The 18,316-nt window shown below is 43.5% G+C and carries 14 protein-coding genes; 7 read left to right on the top strand and 7 right to left on the bottom strand.

Annotation, left to right across the window (positions count from 1 at the left end):
* Positions 1–44: 44 nt before the first annotated feature.
* On the bottom strand, positions 45–341 hold the full coding sequence (locus L5M38_RS17675; RefSeq protein ID WP_006084975.1) for an ArsR/SmtB family transcription factor: 297 nt from the start codon (positions 339–341) through the stop codon (positions 45–47).
* A gap of 136 nt (positions 342–477) precedes the next feature.
* Between L5M38_RS17675 and L5M38_RS17670 the strand changes: the two genes are divergently transcribed.
* Entirely contained in the window at positions 478–1,881 is a 1,404-nt protein-coding gene (locus tag L5M38_RS17670; RefSeq protein ID WP_263179851.1) for a M28 family metallopeptidase, read from the top strand.
* Between the two features lie 65 nt (positions 1,882–1,946).
* Here the strand turns inward: L5M38_RS17670 and yaaA are convergent, their stop codons facing one another.
* Positions 1,947–2,720 carry a peroxide stress protein YaaA gene (gene yaaA / locus L5M38_RS17665; protein WP_263179849.1) on the bottom strand — a complete coding sequence of 258 codons (774 nt, stop codon included), beginning with the start codon at positions 2,718–2,720 and terminating at the stop codon, positions 1,947–1,949.
* A gap of 129 nt (positions 2,721–2,849) precedes the next feature.
* Complete coding sequence (locus L5M38_RS17660) at positions 2,850–4,292, bottom strand: alanine/glycine:cation symporter family protein (RefSeq protein ID WP_113941318.1); 1,443 nt, start codon at positions 4,290–4,292, stop codon at positions 2,850–2,852.
* Positions 4,293–4,720: 428 nt separating this feature from the next.
* Here L5M38_RS17660 and L5M38_RS17655 point away from each other — a divergent pair, with 428 nt between their 5' ends.
* From L5M38_RS17655 to L5M38_RS17635, 5 genes are all read left to right on the top strand, one after another.
* Entirely contained in the window at positions 4,721–7,087 is a 2,367-nt protein-coding gene (locus L5M38_RS17655) for a phosphoketolase family protein (RefSeq protein WP_113941319.1), read from the top strand.
* Positions 7,088–7,326: 239 nt separating this feature from the next.
* On the top strand, positions 7,327–8,433 hold the full coding sequence (locus L5M38_RS17650; RefSeq protein ID WP_263169553.1) for an OmpA family protein: 1,107 nt from the start codon (positions 7,327–7,329) through the stop codon (positions 8,431–8,433).
* A 250-nt stretch (positions 8,434–8,683) separates the two neighbouring features.
* On the top strand, positions 8,684–9,652 hold the full coding sequence (gene tal, locus L5M38_RS17645) for a transaldolase (protein WP_263179848.1): 969 nt from the start codon (positions 8,684–8,686) through the stop codon (positions 9,650–9,652).
* Between the two features lie 19 nt (positions 9,653–9,671).
* Positions 9,672–11,309 (top strand): glucose-6-phosphate isomerase, encoded by a 1,638-nt coding sequence (pgi, locus tag L5M38_RS17640; protein WP_219252934.1) that lies wholly within the window; start codon positions 9,672–9,674, stop codon positions 11,307–11,309.
* Positions 11,310–11,525: 216 nt separating this feature from the next.
* Complete coding sequence (locus L5M38_RS17635; RefSeq protein ID WP_006080618.1) at positions 11,526–11,711, top strand: DUF3545 family protein; 186 nt, start codon at positions 11,526–11,528, stop codon at positions 11,709–11,711.
* Positions 11,712–12,026: 315 nt separating this feature from the next.
* On the opposite strand, the gene L5M38_RS17630 is transcribed toward L5M38_RS17635, so the two are convergent.
* From L5M38_RS17630 to L5M38_RS17615, 4 genes are all read right to left on the bottom strand, one after another.
* The gene (locus L5M38_RS17630) at positions 12,027–12,563 is read right to left on the bottom strand and encodes a hemerythrin domain-containing protein (protein ID WP_105249947.1); all 537 of its coding nucleotides are present in this window, start codon (positions 12,561–12,563) and stop codon (positions 12,027–12,029) included.
* Between the two features lie 236 nt (positions 12,564–12,799).
* A complete protein-coding gene (locus L5M38_RS17625; protein WP_263169549.1) occupies positions 12,800–13,531 on the bottom strand; it encodes a hypothetical protein in 732 nt (243 codons plus the stop codon).
* Complete coding sequence (locus tag L5M38_RS17620) at positions 13,524–14,129, bottom strand: sigma-70 family RNA polymerase sigma factor (protein ID WP_263169547.1); 606 nt, start codon at positions 14,127–14,129, stop codon at positions 13,524–13,526. Before L5M38_RS17620 ends, L5M38_RS17625 begins: the two co-directional genes overlap by 8 nt.
* A gap of 45 nt (positions 14,130–14,174) precedes the next feature.
* The gene (locus tag L5M38_RS17615) at positions 14,175–16,046 is read right to left on the bottom strand and encodes a vWA domain-containing protein (protein WP_263179846.1); all 1,872 of its coding nucleotides are present in this window, start codon (positions 16,044–16,046) and stop codon (positions 14,175–14,177) included.
* Between the two features lie 232 nt (positions 16,047–16,278).
* Between L5M38_RS17615 and dauA the strand changes: the two genes are divergently transcribed.
* Complete coding sequence (gene dauA / locus L5M38_RS17610) at positions 16,279–18,042, top strand: C4-dicarboxylic acid transporter DauA (protein ID WP_263169542.1); 1,764 nt, start codon at positions 16,279–16,281, stop codon at positions 18,040–18,042.
* Positions 18,043–18,316 lie beyond the last annotated feature (274 nt).

Genomic DNA, 18,316 nt, shown 5'->3' with positions numbered 1-18,316 from the left:
AAAAAACCGGCAATTGCCGGTTTTTTTATATCTGAAAAACACTATTAATGACAATAAATGTTGTTCAATAAGTGAATCATCTCCCGTACTTCATCACTCTTGAGTGAATAAAATACCGTTTGCGCTTCTTTGCGTGTGGTTACTAAATTATCTTTGCGTAACCAAGCAAGATGTTGTGATAGTGCCGATTGACTTAAGCCTAATTTTTTATTCATTTCGCCAACGCACATTTCTCCTTCATTCAATAAATAACAAAGAATAAATAAACGGCGTTCGTTCGCGAGTGCCTTTAATAGCACTACGGCATGATCGGCTCGCTCCTGCATTAATTCAATATTCATTACGCACTTTCTCTCCTAAAACTAACCCCTGCGCTAATATAGCGTCGCCTTACGGATATAGTCGGGACATAAAGCACACTTTTTGCTAGATTGTTTTTAAAAATGGGACATGCTTAATAAAAATAAAGGAAATCTAATGAAACCCTATCAAACTACACTTCTCTCGAGTCTTTTAATCGGGAGTTTAAGTGCGTGCCAAACTCAAGTAGAAACTGCCCCTAGTGAAGTCATTCAATTACAACAGGCAGCATTATCTTCGCAATTAAGCTATGACTTAGTCGAGTCACTCACGGTTGAAGTGGGTCCAAGACTTGCTGGAAGCCCAAAAGATATCCTCGCCGTTAACTGGGCGATAAATAAACTGACCAGCCTTGGTTTTGACCGTGTTTATAAAGAAGCCGTACAAGTGCCAATTTGGGAGCGCGGTGAAGCCAAAGCCAAAATCACCGTCCCTGTAGAACAGCCGTTGGTCATTACTGCGCTTGGTGGCAGTATTGCGACTCCTGCTGGAGGTATACAAGCTAAAATCGCGCGCTTTGATAGCCTAGAGGCATTACAACAAGCCAAGCCTGAAGAGGTGCAAGGTAAGATTGTTTTTATTGACCAAAAAACAGAGCGCCATATCACTGGTGAAGGTTATGGTAAAAGCGTTAGTGGCCGCTCGAAAGGGGCAGTCGCTGCAGCGCAAAAAGGCGCAGTTGCTATCGTGATCCGCTCTATTGGCACAGATCATGACCGCATGGCCCATACTGGCATCATGCGCTACCAAGATGGCGTGCCTAAAATCCCCGCGGCTGCCATGTCAAATCCCGATGCTGATTTGGTTGGTGCATTACTAAAACGCGATCCTAATGCCCTGCTCGAATTGCATATGTCGCCAAAAAACTTAGGTTTTAATACTTCCTACAATGTCATTGCCGAAGTAAAGGGCAGTAGTAAGCCCAATGAAATAGTGCTCATTGGTGCTCATTTAGATTCCTGGGATGAGGGTACTGGCGCGATTGATGATGGCGCTGGTGTCGCCATTGTGACGGCTGCAGCCAAGCATATTCAAGATCTCCCCATAAAACCCGCTCGCACTGTTAGAGTCGTGCTATATGCCGCTGAAGAAGTTGGGCTCGTTGGCGGTAAAGCGTATACAGAGGCTCATAAAGCTGAATTACCGCTGCACTACATAGCTGCAGAGTCTGATTTTGGGGCCGGTAGAATTTATCAAATCGATACTAAAGTGAATGAGAACATATTCACAGAAGTGCAGCAGGCGCTCAGCCCTATGTCATTCAATGGCGTTGCACTGGGCAATAACCAAGCTTCTGGTGGGCCAGACGTATCTATGCTCCCCGCATTAGGTGTTCCAGTTGCATCTCTGAGGCAAGATGGCCACGATTATTTCGATTACCATCACACACCGAATGATACCTTAGATAAAATCGACCCTGCCGCATTGGCTCAAAACGTCGCCGCCTACGCACAATTTGCTTATATCATGGCAAATTCAACGGTGACATTAACGCCTTTAGTCACTCAATCTGAAAAATAGGCCATCAATGATATAGAGAACAGCATTAGCTGTTCTCTATCAATTAACATCTTATCGATATTTCGCTATTGCTCTTCACGTAAAAACGTTGGATTTGTTGGGGAACTCTGCTCTTCACTATAATAATAACCAGCAACATTAAATGCTTTTAATTCATCTAAAGTGTCAATTTGATGCGTAATGAGATATCTCGCCATCATGCCTCTAGCACGCTTAGCAAAAAAACTGATCACTTTATATTGACCATTTTTACAATCTTTAAATATGGGTGAAATTAATTGCCCTTGAAGTTTTTTAGGCTTTATTGCTTTGAAATATTCATTAGATGCAAGATTGACAATAATATCACTACTCGTTTCAGCGAGCGTTTCATTTACAGCTTGTGTTAATGTATCTCCCCAAAACTCATATAGGTTTTTACCTTTAGGATTAGAAAGCGCCGTGCCCATTTCTAAACGATAAGGCATAATTAAATCCAGCGGTCTGAGCAAACCGTAAAGTCCAGATAAAATACGTAGTTGTGACTGAGTTCGAGCAATTTCATCTTCAGACAATGTATCAGCATCAAAGCCAGTATACACATCGCCTCTAAAAGCAAAAATGGCCTGTTTTGCATTATCTAAACTAAAATCAGGCTGCCACTCCCCAAAACGTGCCGCATTTAAACCCGCAATCTTATCGCTCACCTTCATTAAAGTGGCGATGTCTGTAGGGGTCAATTGCCGACACACTTGGATCAACTCCTGACTATAAGTTAAAAAATCAGGTTGTGAATACACCTGCGTCAGTGGCGGCTGTTCAAAATCTAAGGTCTTCGCCGGCGAAACCAATATCAACATCAAAAACTCCCAACAGAAACAAAAATACATACCTATGATACTGAACGAGCATAAAAAAACCACGCTTTAACAGCGTGGTCTTTTCGATTACAACAATCAGTAATGCCTATTGTCGATACGCTAGGCTAATTAAAGCTTTTTAGCCGGCACAAGACTGGTATCTTGCCAAATATCATCATCAAGCTGATCCATCAACTCAGGAAATTTACTACGATCGAATTCTGGAGTCTTACCCGCGTTGATCTGTTCGCGATAATCATTGATAACGCGAATTGCCAGACCCGATAATAGTAATAGAGCAACAATGTTTACCGTCGCCATCAACCCCATCGAAACGTCAGCCAAGTTCCACACTAAACTTATCTTAGCGACGGCACCAAACATGACCATGCCAAGCACACACAAACGGAATAAAGGCAGTGCTTTGGTACTATTTCCCATTAAGTACATCACATTTGTTTCAGCGTATGAGTAATTGGCTATGATGGATGTAAAGCAGAATAAGAAAATAGCCACCGCAATAAATGCGCCCCCCCAGTCGCCAACGTGTGCAGACATGGCATTAATGGTTAATCGAATCCCATCATCACTCGAGCCAATATCCCCTGATAGCAGGATTATCGCAGCCGTTGCAGTACAGATAACGATAGTATCCGCAAACACACCCATCATCTGCACAAAACCTTGGGATGCTGGATGATTAGGGTTAGGCGATGCACTTGCCGCGACATTCGCCGCACTGCCCATGCCCGCTTCGTTCGAGAAAAGTCCACGAGCAATACCCGCTTGCATTGCCTGCGCGACAGTATAAGCCACGCCGCCAGCGGCAGCCTCTTGCCAACCAAAAGCACTTTTCACAATTAAGCTAATAATCGCAGGTAATTGTTCTAGGTTAAAAATAACGATAATGAAGGCTACAAGAATGTAGGCTAAGGCCATAATGGGGACAAGAAATTCAGATACTCGCGCGACTTTACGTAGACCACCGACAATCACAAATCCACTGGCAATCACTAGCCCAATCCCTACATAGGTTGGATTAAAACCAAATACTCGCTCCATGGCACCGGTAATAGTGTTAGCTTGTACTGCATTGAATACTAAACCAAAAGCAATGATCAAAAAGACAGCAAATAAAATGCCCATCCATTTCTGACCCAATCCTTTTTCCATGTAGTAGGAAGGACCACCGCGGAACTGGCCATTATGATCTCGGACTTTATAAACCTGCGCTAAGGTTGATTCAACCATAGCAGTCGCCATACCTAAAATAGCGATAAGCCACATCCAAAATACTGCACCTGGACCCGCAGCACCAATAGCAACAGCAACACCGGCCATATTACCAGCACCGACGCGTGCAGCCATACTTGTACAAAAGACTTGAAATGAAGAAAGACCGCTATCGCAACCTTGCCGACTCATGGTCATAACTTTGATGGAATGTTTAAAGTGGGTTAACTGAATAAAGGCAAGTCTAATGGTGAAATAGAGACCAGCTCCTACTAGTCCATATACTAACAACTTACCCCAAAGTAGCGCATTCAAAAAATTAACTATGGTTTCTAACATATTATTTTACTTCTTCCCGTAGCAAATGCTCCTCTAATTGTAATTAAAGGTACAACATCTGTGGTGAATGAATCCTTCCAAGTTAAAGGTAAGAATTTCGGTAGATTTATTTTTTCAAATTATCCTTCCGTGAATTTACAACATCACGGCTACCGAATTCAACGCAGCAAAATAGCACAGTATTCGAAATTGCTCATGTGATCAAGCTCGCGTTTGCACAGTTAAACGTCATTGACATCACGTCTTACAACACTAGCTAAGCTACTGTTAAAGCTAGATTAACAAAAGGTCTAAGTTGAGCTATTATTTTTAACAGCAAAAACAACTTTTAAAATTTGGATGTAGGGCACATTTTTGTAATAAAACTACAAATATAGTAACCCCATAGAAACTTCAATCATCTCTTGTTTGTTTTAGTGAGGCTTAACATGACACAAATACATGAAATCAATGCTCTGAAAAAGTATGTCAGAGCGACAAACTTTCTTGCGACCTCGCAAATTTACCTCAAACAAAACGTCTTACATAAACGTCCACTTGCCCATACTGATATCAAGCCACGTTTACTTGGCCATTGGGGTACCTGCCCAGGTATTAACTTTGTCTATGCCAACATTAACCGCTTGATAGTGAAGCATAACCGCTCTTTTATCTATTTAGTCGGTCCAGGCCATGGTTTTCCCGCTGTACAAGCAAACTTATTCATTGAAGGCTCTTTAAGTCATTTCTACCCAGAAACTATTCCCTACAATGAAACTGGCATCGAAGATATTTGTAAGAAGTTTTCTGCCGCTTATGGTTATCCTTCACATGCAAACCCTGAAGCACCTGGACAAATTCTTGAAGGTGGCGAATTAGGCTACTCACTCTCAGTAGGCTGGGGAGCAGTATTAGATAATCCAGATCTGATCGCAACCGTCTTAATTGGTGACGGCGAAGCAGAAACGGGACCATTAGCCGCATCTTGGTATGCAAACCGCTTAGTTTCACCAGCGACCAGCGGTGCAGTATTGCCAATTGTGCATATTAACGGCTATAAGATTTCCGGTCCTACCCGCATGGGACGTATGAGCCATGAAGAACTGGATCTTGAATTCCGTGGTCTTGGCTATTTCCCCATCATAGTTGATAACGAATTAGAAGAAGATATCTATGTGCAGATGACAAATGCCATGGATACCGCTTATACCATGATCAATGACATTCAACGTCGAGCACGCAGTGGCGAAGACGTAGTTAAACCAAAATGGCCAGTCATTTTAATGCGCACAGCCAAAGGTTGGACTGGTGTCAGTGAATATAAAGGTAAGAAATTAGAAGGTAACTGCGAATCGCATCAAGTAATCGTCAATAAATGTGCTACTGATAAGGGCCATTTAGATGCACTGGATAATTGGCTTGCCAGTTACGATTTCCAAGAACTCTATCAAATGAATGAAAAAGGCGAACTGATTTTTGATGCCGACATTTGTTCATTAATCCCACCCAAGCAACTTGCCTGTGGCCGTCAACATTTAACCTATGGTGGAGAAGTTGTTAGAGCATTATCCAATCCAGATCTTGAAAAACTCAGCTATGGACCAGAAGTACCACGTGGTCAACGTGGCTATTCAATGTTAAAAATGGGCGAATGGATGCGCGATGCATTCAAGTTAAACCGCGACCAACGTAATCTACGTATTTTTAGTCCTGACGAAACCTATTCAAATCAACTACAAGCTGTATTTGAAGAAACCGATCGTGCATGGCAGTGGCCAATTGAGAGTTGGGATGAAGATATGTCCCGTGAAGGTCGAGTCATTGAACTGCTTTCTGAAAACTTGCTTTTTGGCATGCTACATGGATACACAGTAACAGGCCGCCACGGCATGCTACCCACCTACGAAGCATTCTCACAAGTTATCTCATCGATGGCCGATCAGTACTGTAAATATGTCTACGCCAGCCAAGGCGTACATTTCCGTAAGCCACTGCCAGCCTGTAATGTCGTATTATCTTCATTACTTGAGCGCCAAGATCATAATGGCTATTCACATCAAAACCCATCTTTCCTTGGGGCTATGCTGGAGAAACATCCAAAAATAATCTCGGCTTACTTACCCGCAGATGCCAACAGCACATTGGTTTATACAGAACGAGCCTTCGCTGACCGTGACAAACTCAATATTCTGGTTGCAGGTAAAAAAGAGTTACCACAATGGCTAAGCTTGGAAGAAGCGCGTAAACAAACGAAAGACGGCGTAATGGTGTGGGATTTTGCCTCAGATGAGAATCCCGATATTGTGCTGGCAGGTTGTGGTGATTATGTCACTCAAGAATGTATGGCTTCTTTAGTATTAATAAGAGAACTCCTTCCAAGAGTGAAAATCCGCTTCGTTAGTGTCACTGAATTAAGCAGTGATGGCTTAGGTAGCCGCAAATTTAAAGAAAAACCTTGGTTAATGGACGAAATATTTACTCAAGATAAAGGCGTGGTATTCAACTACCATGGTTACCCAAATACAATCAAAAAGTTAATTTTTGATTACAAAGGCAGCCGTCGCTTCAGAATTAAAGGCTACGAAGAAGAAGGTTCAACAACAACGCCATTTGATATGGGTGTTCGTAACGGTACATCACGCTATCACCTTGTAATTGATATGGCTTACAAGCTGTTCCAACAGGGTGTTATTGATGAAACTATGCACGTCTCTATTACCACTGATATGCTGCAAAGATTAGTTGACCACCGCAACTATATTAAAGCGAATGGTGTAGACCCAGTGGAAATCGAAAATTGGGTATGGACACGCTAATAGAAACATCTAATTAACATTAGATTGTAATTTAAAGGCATTCTTCGGAGTGCCTTTTTTGCATTAAAAATACCAGTTACAGAATGACAACCTTTAAAAGGTTGATCTTAATACTGGAAAAAGTTAACAAACCAAGTGATAATTAACCGCTGGCTAAAATATCAAAGGATCCCCACACTAAGTGCTAGCAATGTTTTGCACAAAACCAGCAAAGCATAATTGGTGGAGAATCATAATCAATGGACGTAAATAAAATGATGAAGAACACATTAAAAGTAGTATTACTGACATCTCTGCTTCCACTCGCAGCCAGCGCATCTCAGGAACTTACACCTTGGTATGTTGGTGCCGGTTTAGGCGTTAATAACTACGAGCACGTTGCCACTCAGAACGGTGAAGACAGTCCATACGCTTGGGATGTTTTCGCAGGCTATATGTTCAACGATTACTTCGGTGCTGAAATCGGCTTCCGTGATTTAGGTAATGCAGATTGGATCGATGGTACTATCAGTAATGATGCAGGCGTTAAAGGTTCTACACTTGGACTAGTTGGTATTTGGCCACTAGCTAACCGCTGGAGCCTATCGGCTGAAGCCGGTGTTATGTACTATAGCCTTGAAAACAGCCAAAACAATGGTACTCCAAGTTCATACAGTACGAATGACTTTGCTCCATACATGGGTGCTGGTGTTGGTTACAACTTCACTGACAACTTAAAATTACAAGCTAAATATCGTCGTTATGAAAACTTAAACGATGATTACAATATTGTTGAAGCAGATAGCAACTATTGGGGCTTAGAATTAAGCTACCGCTTCGGTTCTGCTGCTGTTGTAGCTCCAGTTGCCGCTGCAGTCGTTGCCGCAGCACCTGTTGATTCTGACAACGATGGCGTTTATGACGACAAAGATCAATGTCCAGCAACACCAGCAACTCACAAAGTTGACTCTGTTGGCTGTACTATCTATGAAAACGTGAAGAACAAAGAAGACGTAGGTTCAATCCAGTTTGCTAACGATTCTGCTGTAGTTAAAAATGTTTACTACAAAGACATCGAAAGATTAGCTAACTATTTGAACAAAAACCCAGCTTTCACTGTTGAAATCGCAGGTCACGCCTCAAATGTAGGTAAACCAGAATACAACATGGAATTGTCTGACAAACGTGCTGACGCCGTTGCCAAGATTCTTGTAGAGAAATATGGTATCAGCGGAAGCCGCGTAACTTCTAACGGTTACGGTGTTACTCAGCCATTGGTTGCTGGTGATTCAAAAGAAGCTCACGCTGCGAACCGTCGCATCGAAGCTATCGTGACTACCACAACAAAACAACCTGTTCTGAAGTAATAGTACTTACTGAAGTAAAAAAGTCGCTGCTTGCAGCGACTTTTTGTTTTTGTGGGGTATACACTAGGACAAGCGACGCCCTCTATTGCAGCCAAGATGATAGCCCGTAGCTCGAACCATACCTTAATAGACATAAAATTGTCATTTTTGTAATTTTTTTACATTCAAGGTTGGAAAAGTTGGCAAAATCGCTTCTAATAGTCATCAGTGAATTCCGAGTTAAAACTGCTACCTGAGAAGGATGTTTTTCATGGCCAATACATTAGAGCAACTCAAGTTATATACCACTATCGTCGCTGACACAGGCGACATCGAAGCGATTAAACGCTACCAACCTGAAGATGCGACCACTAATCCATCACTCATCTTGAAAGCGGCTCAAATTCCTGAATATGAATCCCTTATAGATAACGCTATCGACTGGGCAAAATCACAAAGTACCGATCTCGTGCAGCAACTTGATGATGCCAGCGACAAACTAGCGGTCAATATCGGCGTAGAAATACTGAAACTCGTTCCTGGCCGTATTTCAACTGAAGTTGATGCCCGTTTATCATTCGATAAAGAAAAATCAATCGCTAAAGCCCATAAATTGGTTCGCCTATATAAAGAAGCGGGTGTAGATAAATCACGCATTCTGATCAAACTTGCTTCAACTTGGGAAGGCATTTGTGCCGCTAAAGAACTAGAGCAAGAAGGCATCAACTGCAACTTAACCCTACTATTTAGCTTTGCTCAAGCGCGTGCGTGTGCCGAAGCGGGTGCTTATCTCATTTCTCCTTTTGTAGGCCGCATACTTGATTGGTACAAAAAAGATACAGGTAAAGATTACAATGCCGTAAATGACCCTGGTGTCATTTCAGTGACTGAAATTTATAACTACTACAAACAACACGGTTTTGACACTGTTGTTATGGGTGCAAGTTTCCGTAATATCGGTGAAATTATTGAGCTAGCAGGTTGCGATCGTCTGACCATTGGCCCTTCTCTATTAGAAGAACTGGCTAATTCGCAAGTTGACATCACACCTAAACTGGTTGCAGCAACGACCACTGTCGCTGCAGAACCCCCATTGACTGAAGCACAATTCCGTTGGGACTTTAACCAAGATCCAATGGCGGTTGATAAGCTTGCCGAAGGCATTCGAAACTTTGCGATAGACCAAGGTAAGCTCGAAGTCATGCTCACGGCTAAGCTCACGGCTAAGCTCGCGAACTAAGCACTCTGGAGACGGTGAAATGACACTCTTGACCCAAAGCTCAACATGGCAAGCTTTATCAGCACACAGTAAAAATGTTCCGCATATGCGGGAATTGTTTGCAACTGACGCGGCACGTTTCAATAAAATGTCGCTATCAGCCTGTGGTTTATTACTGGATTACTCTAAAAACAGAGCAACAGCGGAAACGCTGGATCTGTTATTTGCGTTGGCAAGCAATAGCCAACTTGAAGCAAAAATCAAAGCGATGTTTGCAGGTGAAATCATTAACACCACAGAGAAGCGCGCCGTACTGCACACAGCGCTTCGCAGTACTGCAGAACAATCGATTATTGCAGAGGGTCAAGACATAGTTCCTGAAGTTCAACAAACTCTAGATAAGATGCAAGGGTTTGTGAACTCAGTGACGTCAGGTCAATGGAAAGGTTACACAGGTAAAGCGATAACCGATATTGTAAGTATTGGTATTGGCGGCTCTTTCCTAGGCCCCAAAATCGTCTCTCAAGCGTTGCGCCCTTATTGGAATCCCGAATTAAATTGTCACTTTGTGGCAAACGTCGACGGGACTTCTATTAGTGAGAAGCTGAAGTTATTGGATCCTGAAACGACCTTGTTCATCATGTCATCCAAATCTTTCGGGACACAGGAAACCTTAACTAATACCCTCACCGCAAGAGACTGGTTCCTAGCGAAAGGCGGTTTGCAGTCTGATGTGGCAAAACACTTTGTCGCAGTCACTTCAAACGTAGCAAAAGCGACAGATTTTGGTATCGATGCAAACAATATTTTCCCTATGTGGGATTGGGTTGGTGGCCGTTACTCTCTCTGGTCAGCGATTGGCTTACCGATTGCACTTTTGATCGGTATGGATAACTTCAGGGCTCTACTCACGGGTGCGCATCAGATGGATGAGCACTTCGCCACAGCGCCACTGACAGAGAATATGCCGGTTATCATGGGATTACTCTCCCTATGGTACGGAAACTTCTTTAATGCTCAGTCCCATGTCGTATTAACCTACGATCATTACCTACGTGGTTTACCCGCTTATTTCCAGCAGCTCGATATGGAAAGTAACGGTAAGTCAGTCACCTTAAATGGTACTGATGTTGACTACAGCACAGGTCCCGTCATTTGGGGGGGCGAAGGCACTAATGGCCAACATGCCTACCACCAGCTATTACATCAAGGTACCGCACTGATCCCTGCCGATTTCATTATGCCGCTGCAAAGCCATAATCCTATCGGTGAGCACCATGACCAATTAGCGTCAAACTGCTTCGGTCAAACCCAGGCCTTAATGCAAGGTCGTACTTTTGATGAAGCTTTAGCCGAACTTGCTAATAGCGCATTATCCGCCACAGAGAAGCAGCTGATCGCTCAACATAAAGTCATGCCTGGTAACAAGCCGAGCAACACCTTACTTATGGATAAGCTCACTCCAAGTACCCTAGGCGCTTTAATTGCCTTGTATGAACATAGAACCTTCGTTCAAGGTGCTATTTGGGATATCAACTCCTTCGATCAATGGGGTGTAGAACTCGGTAAGAATCTCGGTAACGATGTGTTAGCACGCATTGGCGCAGAGCAAGATTCCGATGCTTTAGATGCCTCAAGCAACGCATTGATTAACCTTTATCGACAAGGCAAAATCTAATCGAACAAAAAGCCAGCAATTGCTGGCTTTTTAATTCTACCCCGTTCTTTTTATTAAGTTTTCCTGCTTAACTCCGCTCTACTTCTGCATATAACATCAATGACATATCACTCAAAGTTCATTTCAACTTAACACAAATGAAACATAATTCTTGTACCCTGTTTTAAAAATATGTTATTTAATCGCTGACAAAACATACAACAACAGGAGGTTGCCATGGATCGTTTAGATTATGGTTGTGCGCTAGATGAAGTCGTTGAAAGACCCGATCGTTCGCGAGGCTCCAATAAAAAGCGTAAATGGCGTGAAATCGAAGCGTTAAAAGATAAGCATCGTTTGCTCAAAGAACTCCAAGAAATCGATAATAACTTTAACTACGACATTGATGCTATCCAGTTGTAATTACATGTTTATATGAGCTAGTTATCATTTCAAAACATGAATAGAAAAGCGCCCTTCGGCGCTTTTTTTATTTACAACTATTGGAGCAAACAGAATATAAGCGGGGGTATGACCTTACGAGCCGGAGCTTTAAAAACACATCAAAAAAACCAGTAAGTTACGATAAAAACCAACGTCATCAACACCGATAATACTTTACAAATCCCAACCAACTTTGGCTCACGAGACATCGCCGTCAGAATCAAAAATGTGCTCCTCAACCTTATAAAAACACCAGCTTAAGCCCACAATATGGACCCAATAAACTAAAGAGTATTAGTCAGACGCTGTGAGATAAACCCGTAAATCTTCAAATTCTTTCTGCTCTCGATCAAGAAACAAAGGATCATCGATCAGCGATTTCTGACACTCTAACTCAATAACTTGCCAATCTTGCTCAGTTAAACTTTTAGCTAACAAAGGAAATATTTCCCGTTCCTCCATCTGCATATGTCGCTCTTGCAATGCGACATACTCTGCAAAATCAACAATCAGTTTCTCGCGGGCAACCACAATATCACTGAGGATCAAGTTTAAAGTCGCCATCAAGGTGGCCGAGGATTGGATCACCGACTCATGTTCGGCACTCAATTTATCGATAGTATCGTTCGTTTTATGGGCTAGGTAGTAGGCATAAATAATGTCTTCAATGGGATGATGGCAACGTTCAGCATATCCTTGCATATATTCAACAATATCGCGCACGACGCTGAAGTTGATTGACTCACCTTCGGATAGTTTCATCTGCTTGTTTTTTAAAACATTTAGCAATACAGCTATATGTTTATGATCATGCATGAGTCTTTTAAGCATAATGCCTCCTGAATATGGGTCTGACTATTGATACTAGCCAAGTCGTGAACTAACACCAATATAACAGGCTAAAACCTGTTCACTTTATGACGTTGATCAAGTAAATCACATACCAAACAGTAAACAGACCACAAACATTAGCACGTCTCGGCATATTTCAGGGAAATTTAGCTGTTTATCTCACCACTTTGCGATTTCTAATCACTTTTTTATTCGTAAATACCACAACCACATAGTCATTTGGCAAGCTGATGTAATTGCTGTTGTAGCTTTTTAAACTCAAGTCTTAATACTTGCTGCGATTCGATTTGCTGCGCTTCATCGACATCCTTAACTGCAAGATACGGGTAATCTTTGAGCAGTTTTTGTTCCAGCACGAATGCTTGCTCAGTCTCCTTCGCTTCGATGAGGACTTGTAACCGATGTAAATACTCAGTCAATGACACTTGATTGATTTCAGCAGACTCAGATAATTTTTGTGCATTCATAGACCTTGCAGCGATAGCGGGGCTAATTGTATCCTGCTGCTCAATTGCTCCCAATGCGGCTTTAGCTTGCTGCATTTCCGTCTGTCTTTTATGTTCAGCCACGGCTTCTGTTTGCATTTTTAAAGATTGCATCGCTTCAGTATCAGCCATTCTTGCCATCGTTTGTGGCGCGGGGGCACTCATCACCATAGGACTTGGAACAAGTGTATCTTCGACTTGAGGTCGATTCAGCACCAGCAGACCAACAACAAGCACTAACGATGCCGCGCTCGATAACGCCCAAGGATGGCGTCGCCAGACAGAACTTGGCGCTTCAACGGCGGTTATTTTGCTTTGATGCATTTCAGCTAAGTGAGTTTGCGCCAGCTGTAAGATATCTTGATCGAGTTGCTGCGGTGGAACCTCTAAGGCCTGTTGGCGATACCAAGCCAGCACTTCCTGTTGTAATGCGCGCTCATCAGCACTTGAAGAATTACTCATGACCCGCCTCCTGCCATTTCGCGCTGACACAATCTTTTAGGCTTTGGTAAGCATAACGAATACGGCTTTTAGTCGCTTCTAAGGTCACGCCCGCAATGTCGCTAATTATGGCAGCCGTAAAACCCATTTCAATATTCAGGATAAATGCCTCTTTCTGAACTTGGGGTAACAGTGCGATACAGGCCTTTAGCAATAAGCTCTTTTGCGCTTCTTGCCACTGCACATCGGGCTTATCTTGCTCACCCGCCACAAAAGTATCGAGTCCGGCATCATCTTCATCAGTAGCGACTAAATCCACGGGCTTAACCGCCCGTACATGATCAATCAATAAGTTATGAGCGATACGATACAACCAGGTAGTAAACTTAGCACTGGCTTCATAGTTAGCCGCAGCGCGGATCACCCGCCCCCAGGTTTCTTGATACAAATCTTCAGCTAACTGCTTATCACCTAACTGGCGTACAAAATAGCGATAGAGTGCACCTTTGTGCTTCAGGTATAACTGTTCAAATGCTTTTGAATCGCCCTTGGCATAGCACAACATCAATTGCTCATCTGAGTGCTCATGGTTTGATAATTGCGCTATTGCTAATGCCACGGGAAATTCCTCATCATTGGGGTTAGCCCCACGAATTTACTTTTACTATTGTAATCTCTCATTGCGCGTATTGCTCTTGTCTCTCACTGGCTCGCCATGAAGCTTATCTTGGGGAGGAAAAGGTTTATCCGTACCATCGAATACCTTCTTAATCGGCACATGATTAGATTGCTCTATGGCCGCGGCGGTTTCCATTAATTGCACAAACTCATGGCGATATCCAAAGGGATCGTCCCCTAATGCCGAACGTGCTAACTGGCTTAACTTAGTATAATCAAATTGATGTAGATAATGGCTGCCATTCAGTAATTGCCCTAATCCTGCAACCGCTGCTGCAAATCTAAAATCATCACTCGCTTGTTCTAACAGCTTAACATTTTGGTCTAACCTGATGGGATAACTCAGTAACTGACTCTGTGTTTGCTCTGGCAGCTTGTATCTCAGTTTAAGGAAAGCGATTTCTTCACGGCTGTATTTTTCTTGCCCCGTTTGAGCATCAACGCCATATCTGAGTTTATCATTCGCCATCTGCCCTGCTTCAACATATCTTAATTCATATAAGGCAGTCACTGTATGACCCGCGCCAATTTCGCCCGCATCCACCTTATCGTTGTTGAAATCCTCCCGTGCTAAAGCACGATTCTCATAACCGATTAGACGATACTCAGACACTAAGGCCGGATTAAACTCCACTTGCACTTTGACGTCTTTAGCAATAGTGAACAAGCTTGAACTTAACTCGTCCACCAGCACTTTTCGCGCTTCATTCAGGGTATCGATATAGGCATAGTTACCATTGCCCTTATCCGCTAATTGCTCCATGAGTTGATCGTTGTAATTCCCCAAACCGAACCCTAAGGTTGTCAGGCCAATACCATGATCTTTTTCCTTCTCAATCAAGGCAATCAAATCATCAAAATCTGTCATACCAACGTTGAAATCACCATCAGTCGCGAGGATGACTCGATTAATACCATGGGGGATAAAATGCTTTTTCGCCAATTGATAGGCTTGTGTGATTCCTTGCCCACCATTGGTTGAACCACCTGGGCTCAATTGCTCTAACGCATAGGTTAAAGTTTGAGTGTCATTCCCCGACGCGCCATCGAGGACGATACCGGACGCCCCTGCATAAACCATAATAGAGACTTTATCCTGCGCGCTTAATTGCGCCGTCAGCAACTTGAGTGCTGTTTGCAGTAAAGGCAATTTATCGGTAGATGCCATAGAACCTGACACATCGAGCAAAAAGACTAAGTTACTGGCACCTAACTGAGATTTAGATAAGTCATACCCTTTAAGACCAATCCGTAACAGCATCATGTCATCGTTATAAGGGGATGGCGCAAGCTCTGTCGTAACGCTAAACGGCGCGGTATTTTTAGCAGGTAAAGGATAATCGTAGGCAAAATAATTAAGCATTTCCTCGACTCTGACTGTACCTTTCTCGGGCAAGCGCCCTTCCCTCAGCATCCGCCTTAAGGTGGCATAACTACCAGTATCAACATCGATGGAAAACGTCGATACTGGGATTTCTCCTGCCACCATGATGCCATTTTGCACCAGCGGCTCGAATTTATTTTGTGCTAACGGAATCGCAGCATAGTCTGACGGCATTGGAGCTATGCTCATTCCCATCACTGCACCATGGGTAGACATTTGCATCGGCGCCGCGACTCTGGCCATCTCAATCTGAGTAGCATCACGCATTTCAGCACGGCGCAGTGACACTTCTTTATGACTCTGCTCGGCTTGTAGCTCCGCTTGTCGTTGTTGAGCCTCAGAGCCTTTACCGCCACAGGCCGTTAAACTCAGCATGACTAAGAATAAAGCTGCGCTATTGCTCGCCGATATGCTGACGCTTCCCCAAGATAATAAGGAATGTGCAATGGTTTTCTGGGAGTATATTGTTTTCATGTTGAATGCCTTTGATGTTGACCTAAGGCTGTAAACGGTACAAATGACTAAAAGGGTTAAAGTATCAAAATATTTTACAAACCACTCTTAAATGAGAATCAAACAGCCTCCAAGCACACTATTTATACAAAACAAAGTATTTTCAATCGTTTTTGCAATCAAGCTCACACTGCGTCTTGTATCAGGTCACTAAAATAGAAGCTTGTTACTCGCCTCGCTATGGGACCCACTCGTGTCACACTCAGCTCATTTGTTTTCCCTAAGAATCGCCCACGCACTCACAGAAGCTTGCGTGAAGGATAAGTATTCGTTTAAACGTTTTGGGCAAGATCTTCTTGCAGGTCTCACTGTCGGCATTATTGCCATTCCGTTAGCAATGGCATTAGCCATTGCCAGTGGAGTTGCACCTCAATACGGTTTATACACTGCGATTGTCGGCGGCTTTATTATCGCCATATCTGGCGGCTCACGTTATAGCGTGTCAGGCCCGACAGCGGCATTCGTGGTATTGCTCTATCCAATAGCCCAACAATTTGGTTTAGCAGGATTATTAATCGCGACTGTGATGTCCGGAATGATACTCGTCGGCATGGCAATGCTGCGACTTGGCCGATTAATTTTGTATATCCCTGAATCCGTCACCTTAGGCTTTACCGCGGGGATAGGTGTCGTCATCGCTACCTTGCAGCTCAAAGATTTTTTCGGACTCGATATAGCCCAGATGCCAGAGCAATATCTGGCTAAGTTGATGACATTAGCTCAAGCCCTACCCTCGGTGCATTTACCTAGCCTACTGGTAGCATCCGCGACCTTAGCGACTATGCTACTTTGGCCAAAACTCAAAACACCCGTGCCAGCGCACCTTCCAGCTATTATACTCGGCACTATGTTCGCCTTGGTTCTCAATGCCATGGGTGCAGATATAGAAACCATAGGAACCCGTTTTCACTATCAACTGAGTGATGGCACCACAGGCATGGGAATTCCTGCCGTATTACCCAGTTTCGAATGGCCTTGGCTGCAAGCTGGCGCGAATGGCCAAGCCTTTCAGTTTAATCTCGCGACCTTTCAAGCCTTATTACCTGCCGCCTTTGCCATTGCCATGTTAGGCGCAATTGAATCACTACTTTGTGCAGTGGTACTCGATGGCATGACAGGTAAACGTCACAGTGCCAACAGTGAATTACTAGGGCAAGGTATAGGTAATATCATCACGCCGTTTTTTGGTGGTATTCCAGCCACTGCAGCAATTGCCCGTAGCGCGGCAAACGTCAAAGCAGGCGCTCAGAGCCCGATAGCTGCCATGATCCACGCCATAGTAGTCTTAATTGGTTTAGTCGCCTTAGCGGGCGTATTAGCTTATTTGCCCATGTCAGCCATGGCAGCCCTGCTACTTGTTGTGGCTTGGAACATGAGTGAAGCCCACAAAGCACTACATTTAATTAAAACTGCGCCCACCAGCGATATCATGGTTTTTGTCAGTTGCTTTTCATTAACGGTTATTTTCGACATGGTGATCGCCATCAGTGTGGGAATTATCCTTGCTGCCTTGCTGTTTATGAAAGAAATTGCCGAGATGACAAAGCTTTACGATATCAGCACCAACAAGCGTTATGTGGATCAAGAGCTACCTGCCGATTGGACTGTCCTCAAAATTAACGGGCCGCTATTCTTCGCTGCTGCTGACCGCATTTTCTCCGAAATCGCGAGTCTCACCGAAGATAAACAAGTGATAGTGCTTTATCTCGATGGAGTATCTATTCTGGATGCGGGAGGATTAGCCGCACTGACGAAGCTGATTGAAAAATGCAAAGCGAATAAGACTAAGCTCATTATCGCCGATCTGCAGTTCCAGCCCATCCGAACGCTGGCAAGAGCCAAGATCCAGCCAATTGAAGGTGTATTGAAGTTTTACTCGACCCTACGTGAAGCCATGACAGAAGCGCCAGTCATCACTCAGCAAACAGAAATCACTACGGATAAGCAAATACTGTAAACCTTGCAACCCAATATCAGCTGCTTATCACTGCAAACTAACGCCAAAGGCCAAAGGCCAACCTCAGTGTTGGTCTTTTTTATTGCTCCATCACCTCACCTATTCATCGCCGCGAAAGACGTTTTTTCACACGCAAAAACGGGCAGAAATCGCTAGGATCATGGTATTATTCAGCGCCATGATGCTAGCTACCGGTGACGGCGAGACAAGCATCAACTGTACCTAGACCTGAAACAAGGTCAAAATATAATTAAAATTAGTGAGTTAAGGAGTT

The organism is Shewanella sp. SM101 (assembly GCF_025654465.1).
Classification (GTDB): domain Bacteria; phylum Pseudomonadota; class Gammaproteobacteria; order Enterobacterales; family Shewanellaceae; genus Shewanella; species Shewanella oncorhynchi.
The sequence above is the reverse complement of the archived record's forward strand: the minus strand, read 5'-3'. Positions and strand labels throughout refer to the sequence as shown.

What these genes read in the sequence shown, in the direction of transcription:
- L5M38_RS17635 (WP_006080618.1), top strand. Translation starts at nt 11,526, where the DNA reads ATGGATCGTTTAGATTATGGTTGTGCGCTAGATGAAGTCGTTGAAAGA.
- yaaA (WP_263179849.1), bottom strand. Translation starts at nt 2,720, where the DNA reads ATGTTGATATTGGTTTCGCCGGCGAAGACCTTAGATTTTGAACAGCCG.
- L5M38_RS17630 (WP_105249947.1), bottom strand. Translation starts at nt 12,563, where the DNA reads ATGCTTAAAAGACTCATGCATGATCATAAACATATAGCTGTATTGCTA.
- L5M38_RS17615 (WP_263179846.1), bottom strand. Translation starts at nt 16,046, where the DNA reads ATGAAAACAATATACTCCCAGAAAACCATTGCACATTCCTTATTATCT.
- L5M38_RS17625 (WP_263169549.1), bottom strand. Translation starts at nt 13,531, where the DNA reads ATGAGTAATTCTTCAAGTGCTGATGAGCGCGCATTACAACAGGAAGTG.
- L5M38_RS17670 (WP_263179851.1), top strand. Translation starts at nt 478, where the DNA reads ATGAAACCCTATCAAACTACACTTCTCTCGAGTCTTTTAATCGGGAGT.
- L5M38_RS17655 (WP_113941319.1), top strand. Translation starts at nt 4,721, where the DNA reads ATGACACAAATACATGAAATCAATGCTCTGAAAAAGTATGTCAGAGCG.
- L5M38_RS17675 (WP_006084975.1), bottom strand. Translation starts at nt 341, where the DNA reads ATGAATATTGAATTAATGCAGGAGCGAGCCGATCATGCCGTAGTGCTA.
- L5M38_RS17660 (WP_113941318.1), bottom strand. Translation starts at nt 4,292, where the DNA reads ATGTTAGAAACCATAGTTAATTTTTTGAATGCGCTACTTTGGGGTAAG.
- pgi (WP_219252934.1), top strand. Translation starts at nt 9,672, where the DNA reads ATGACACTCTTGACCCAAAGCTCAACATGGCAAGCTTTATCAGCACAC.
- tal (WP_263179848.1), top strand. Translation starts at nt 8,684, where the DNA reads ATGGCCAATACATTAGAGCAACTCAAGTTATATACCACTATCGTCGCT.
- L5M38_RS17650 (WP_263169553.1), top strand. Translation starts at nt 7,327, where the DNA reads ATGGACGTAAATAAAATGATGAAGAACACATTAAAAGTAGTATTACTG.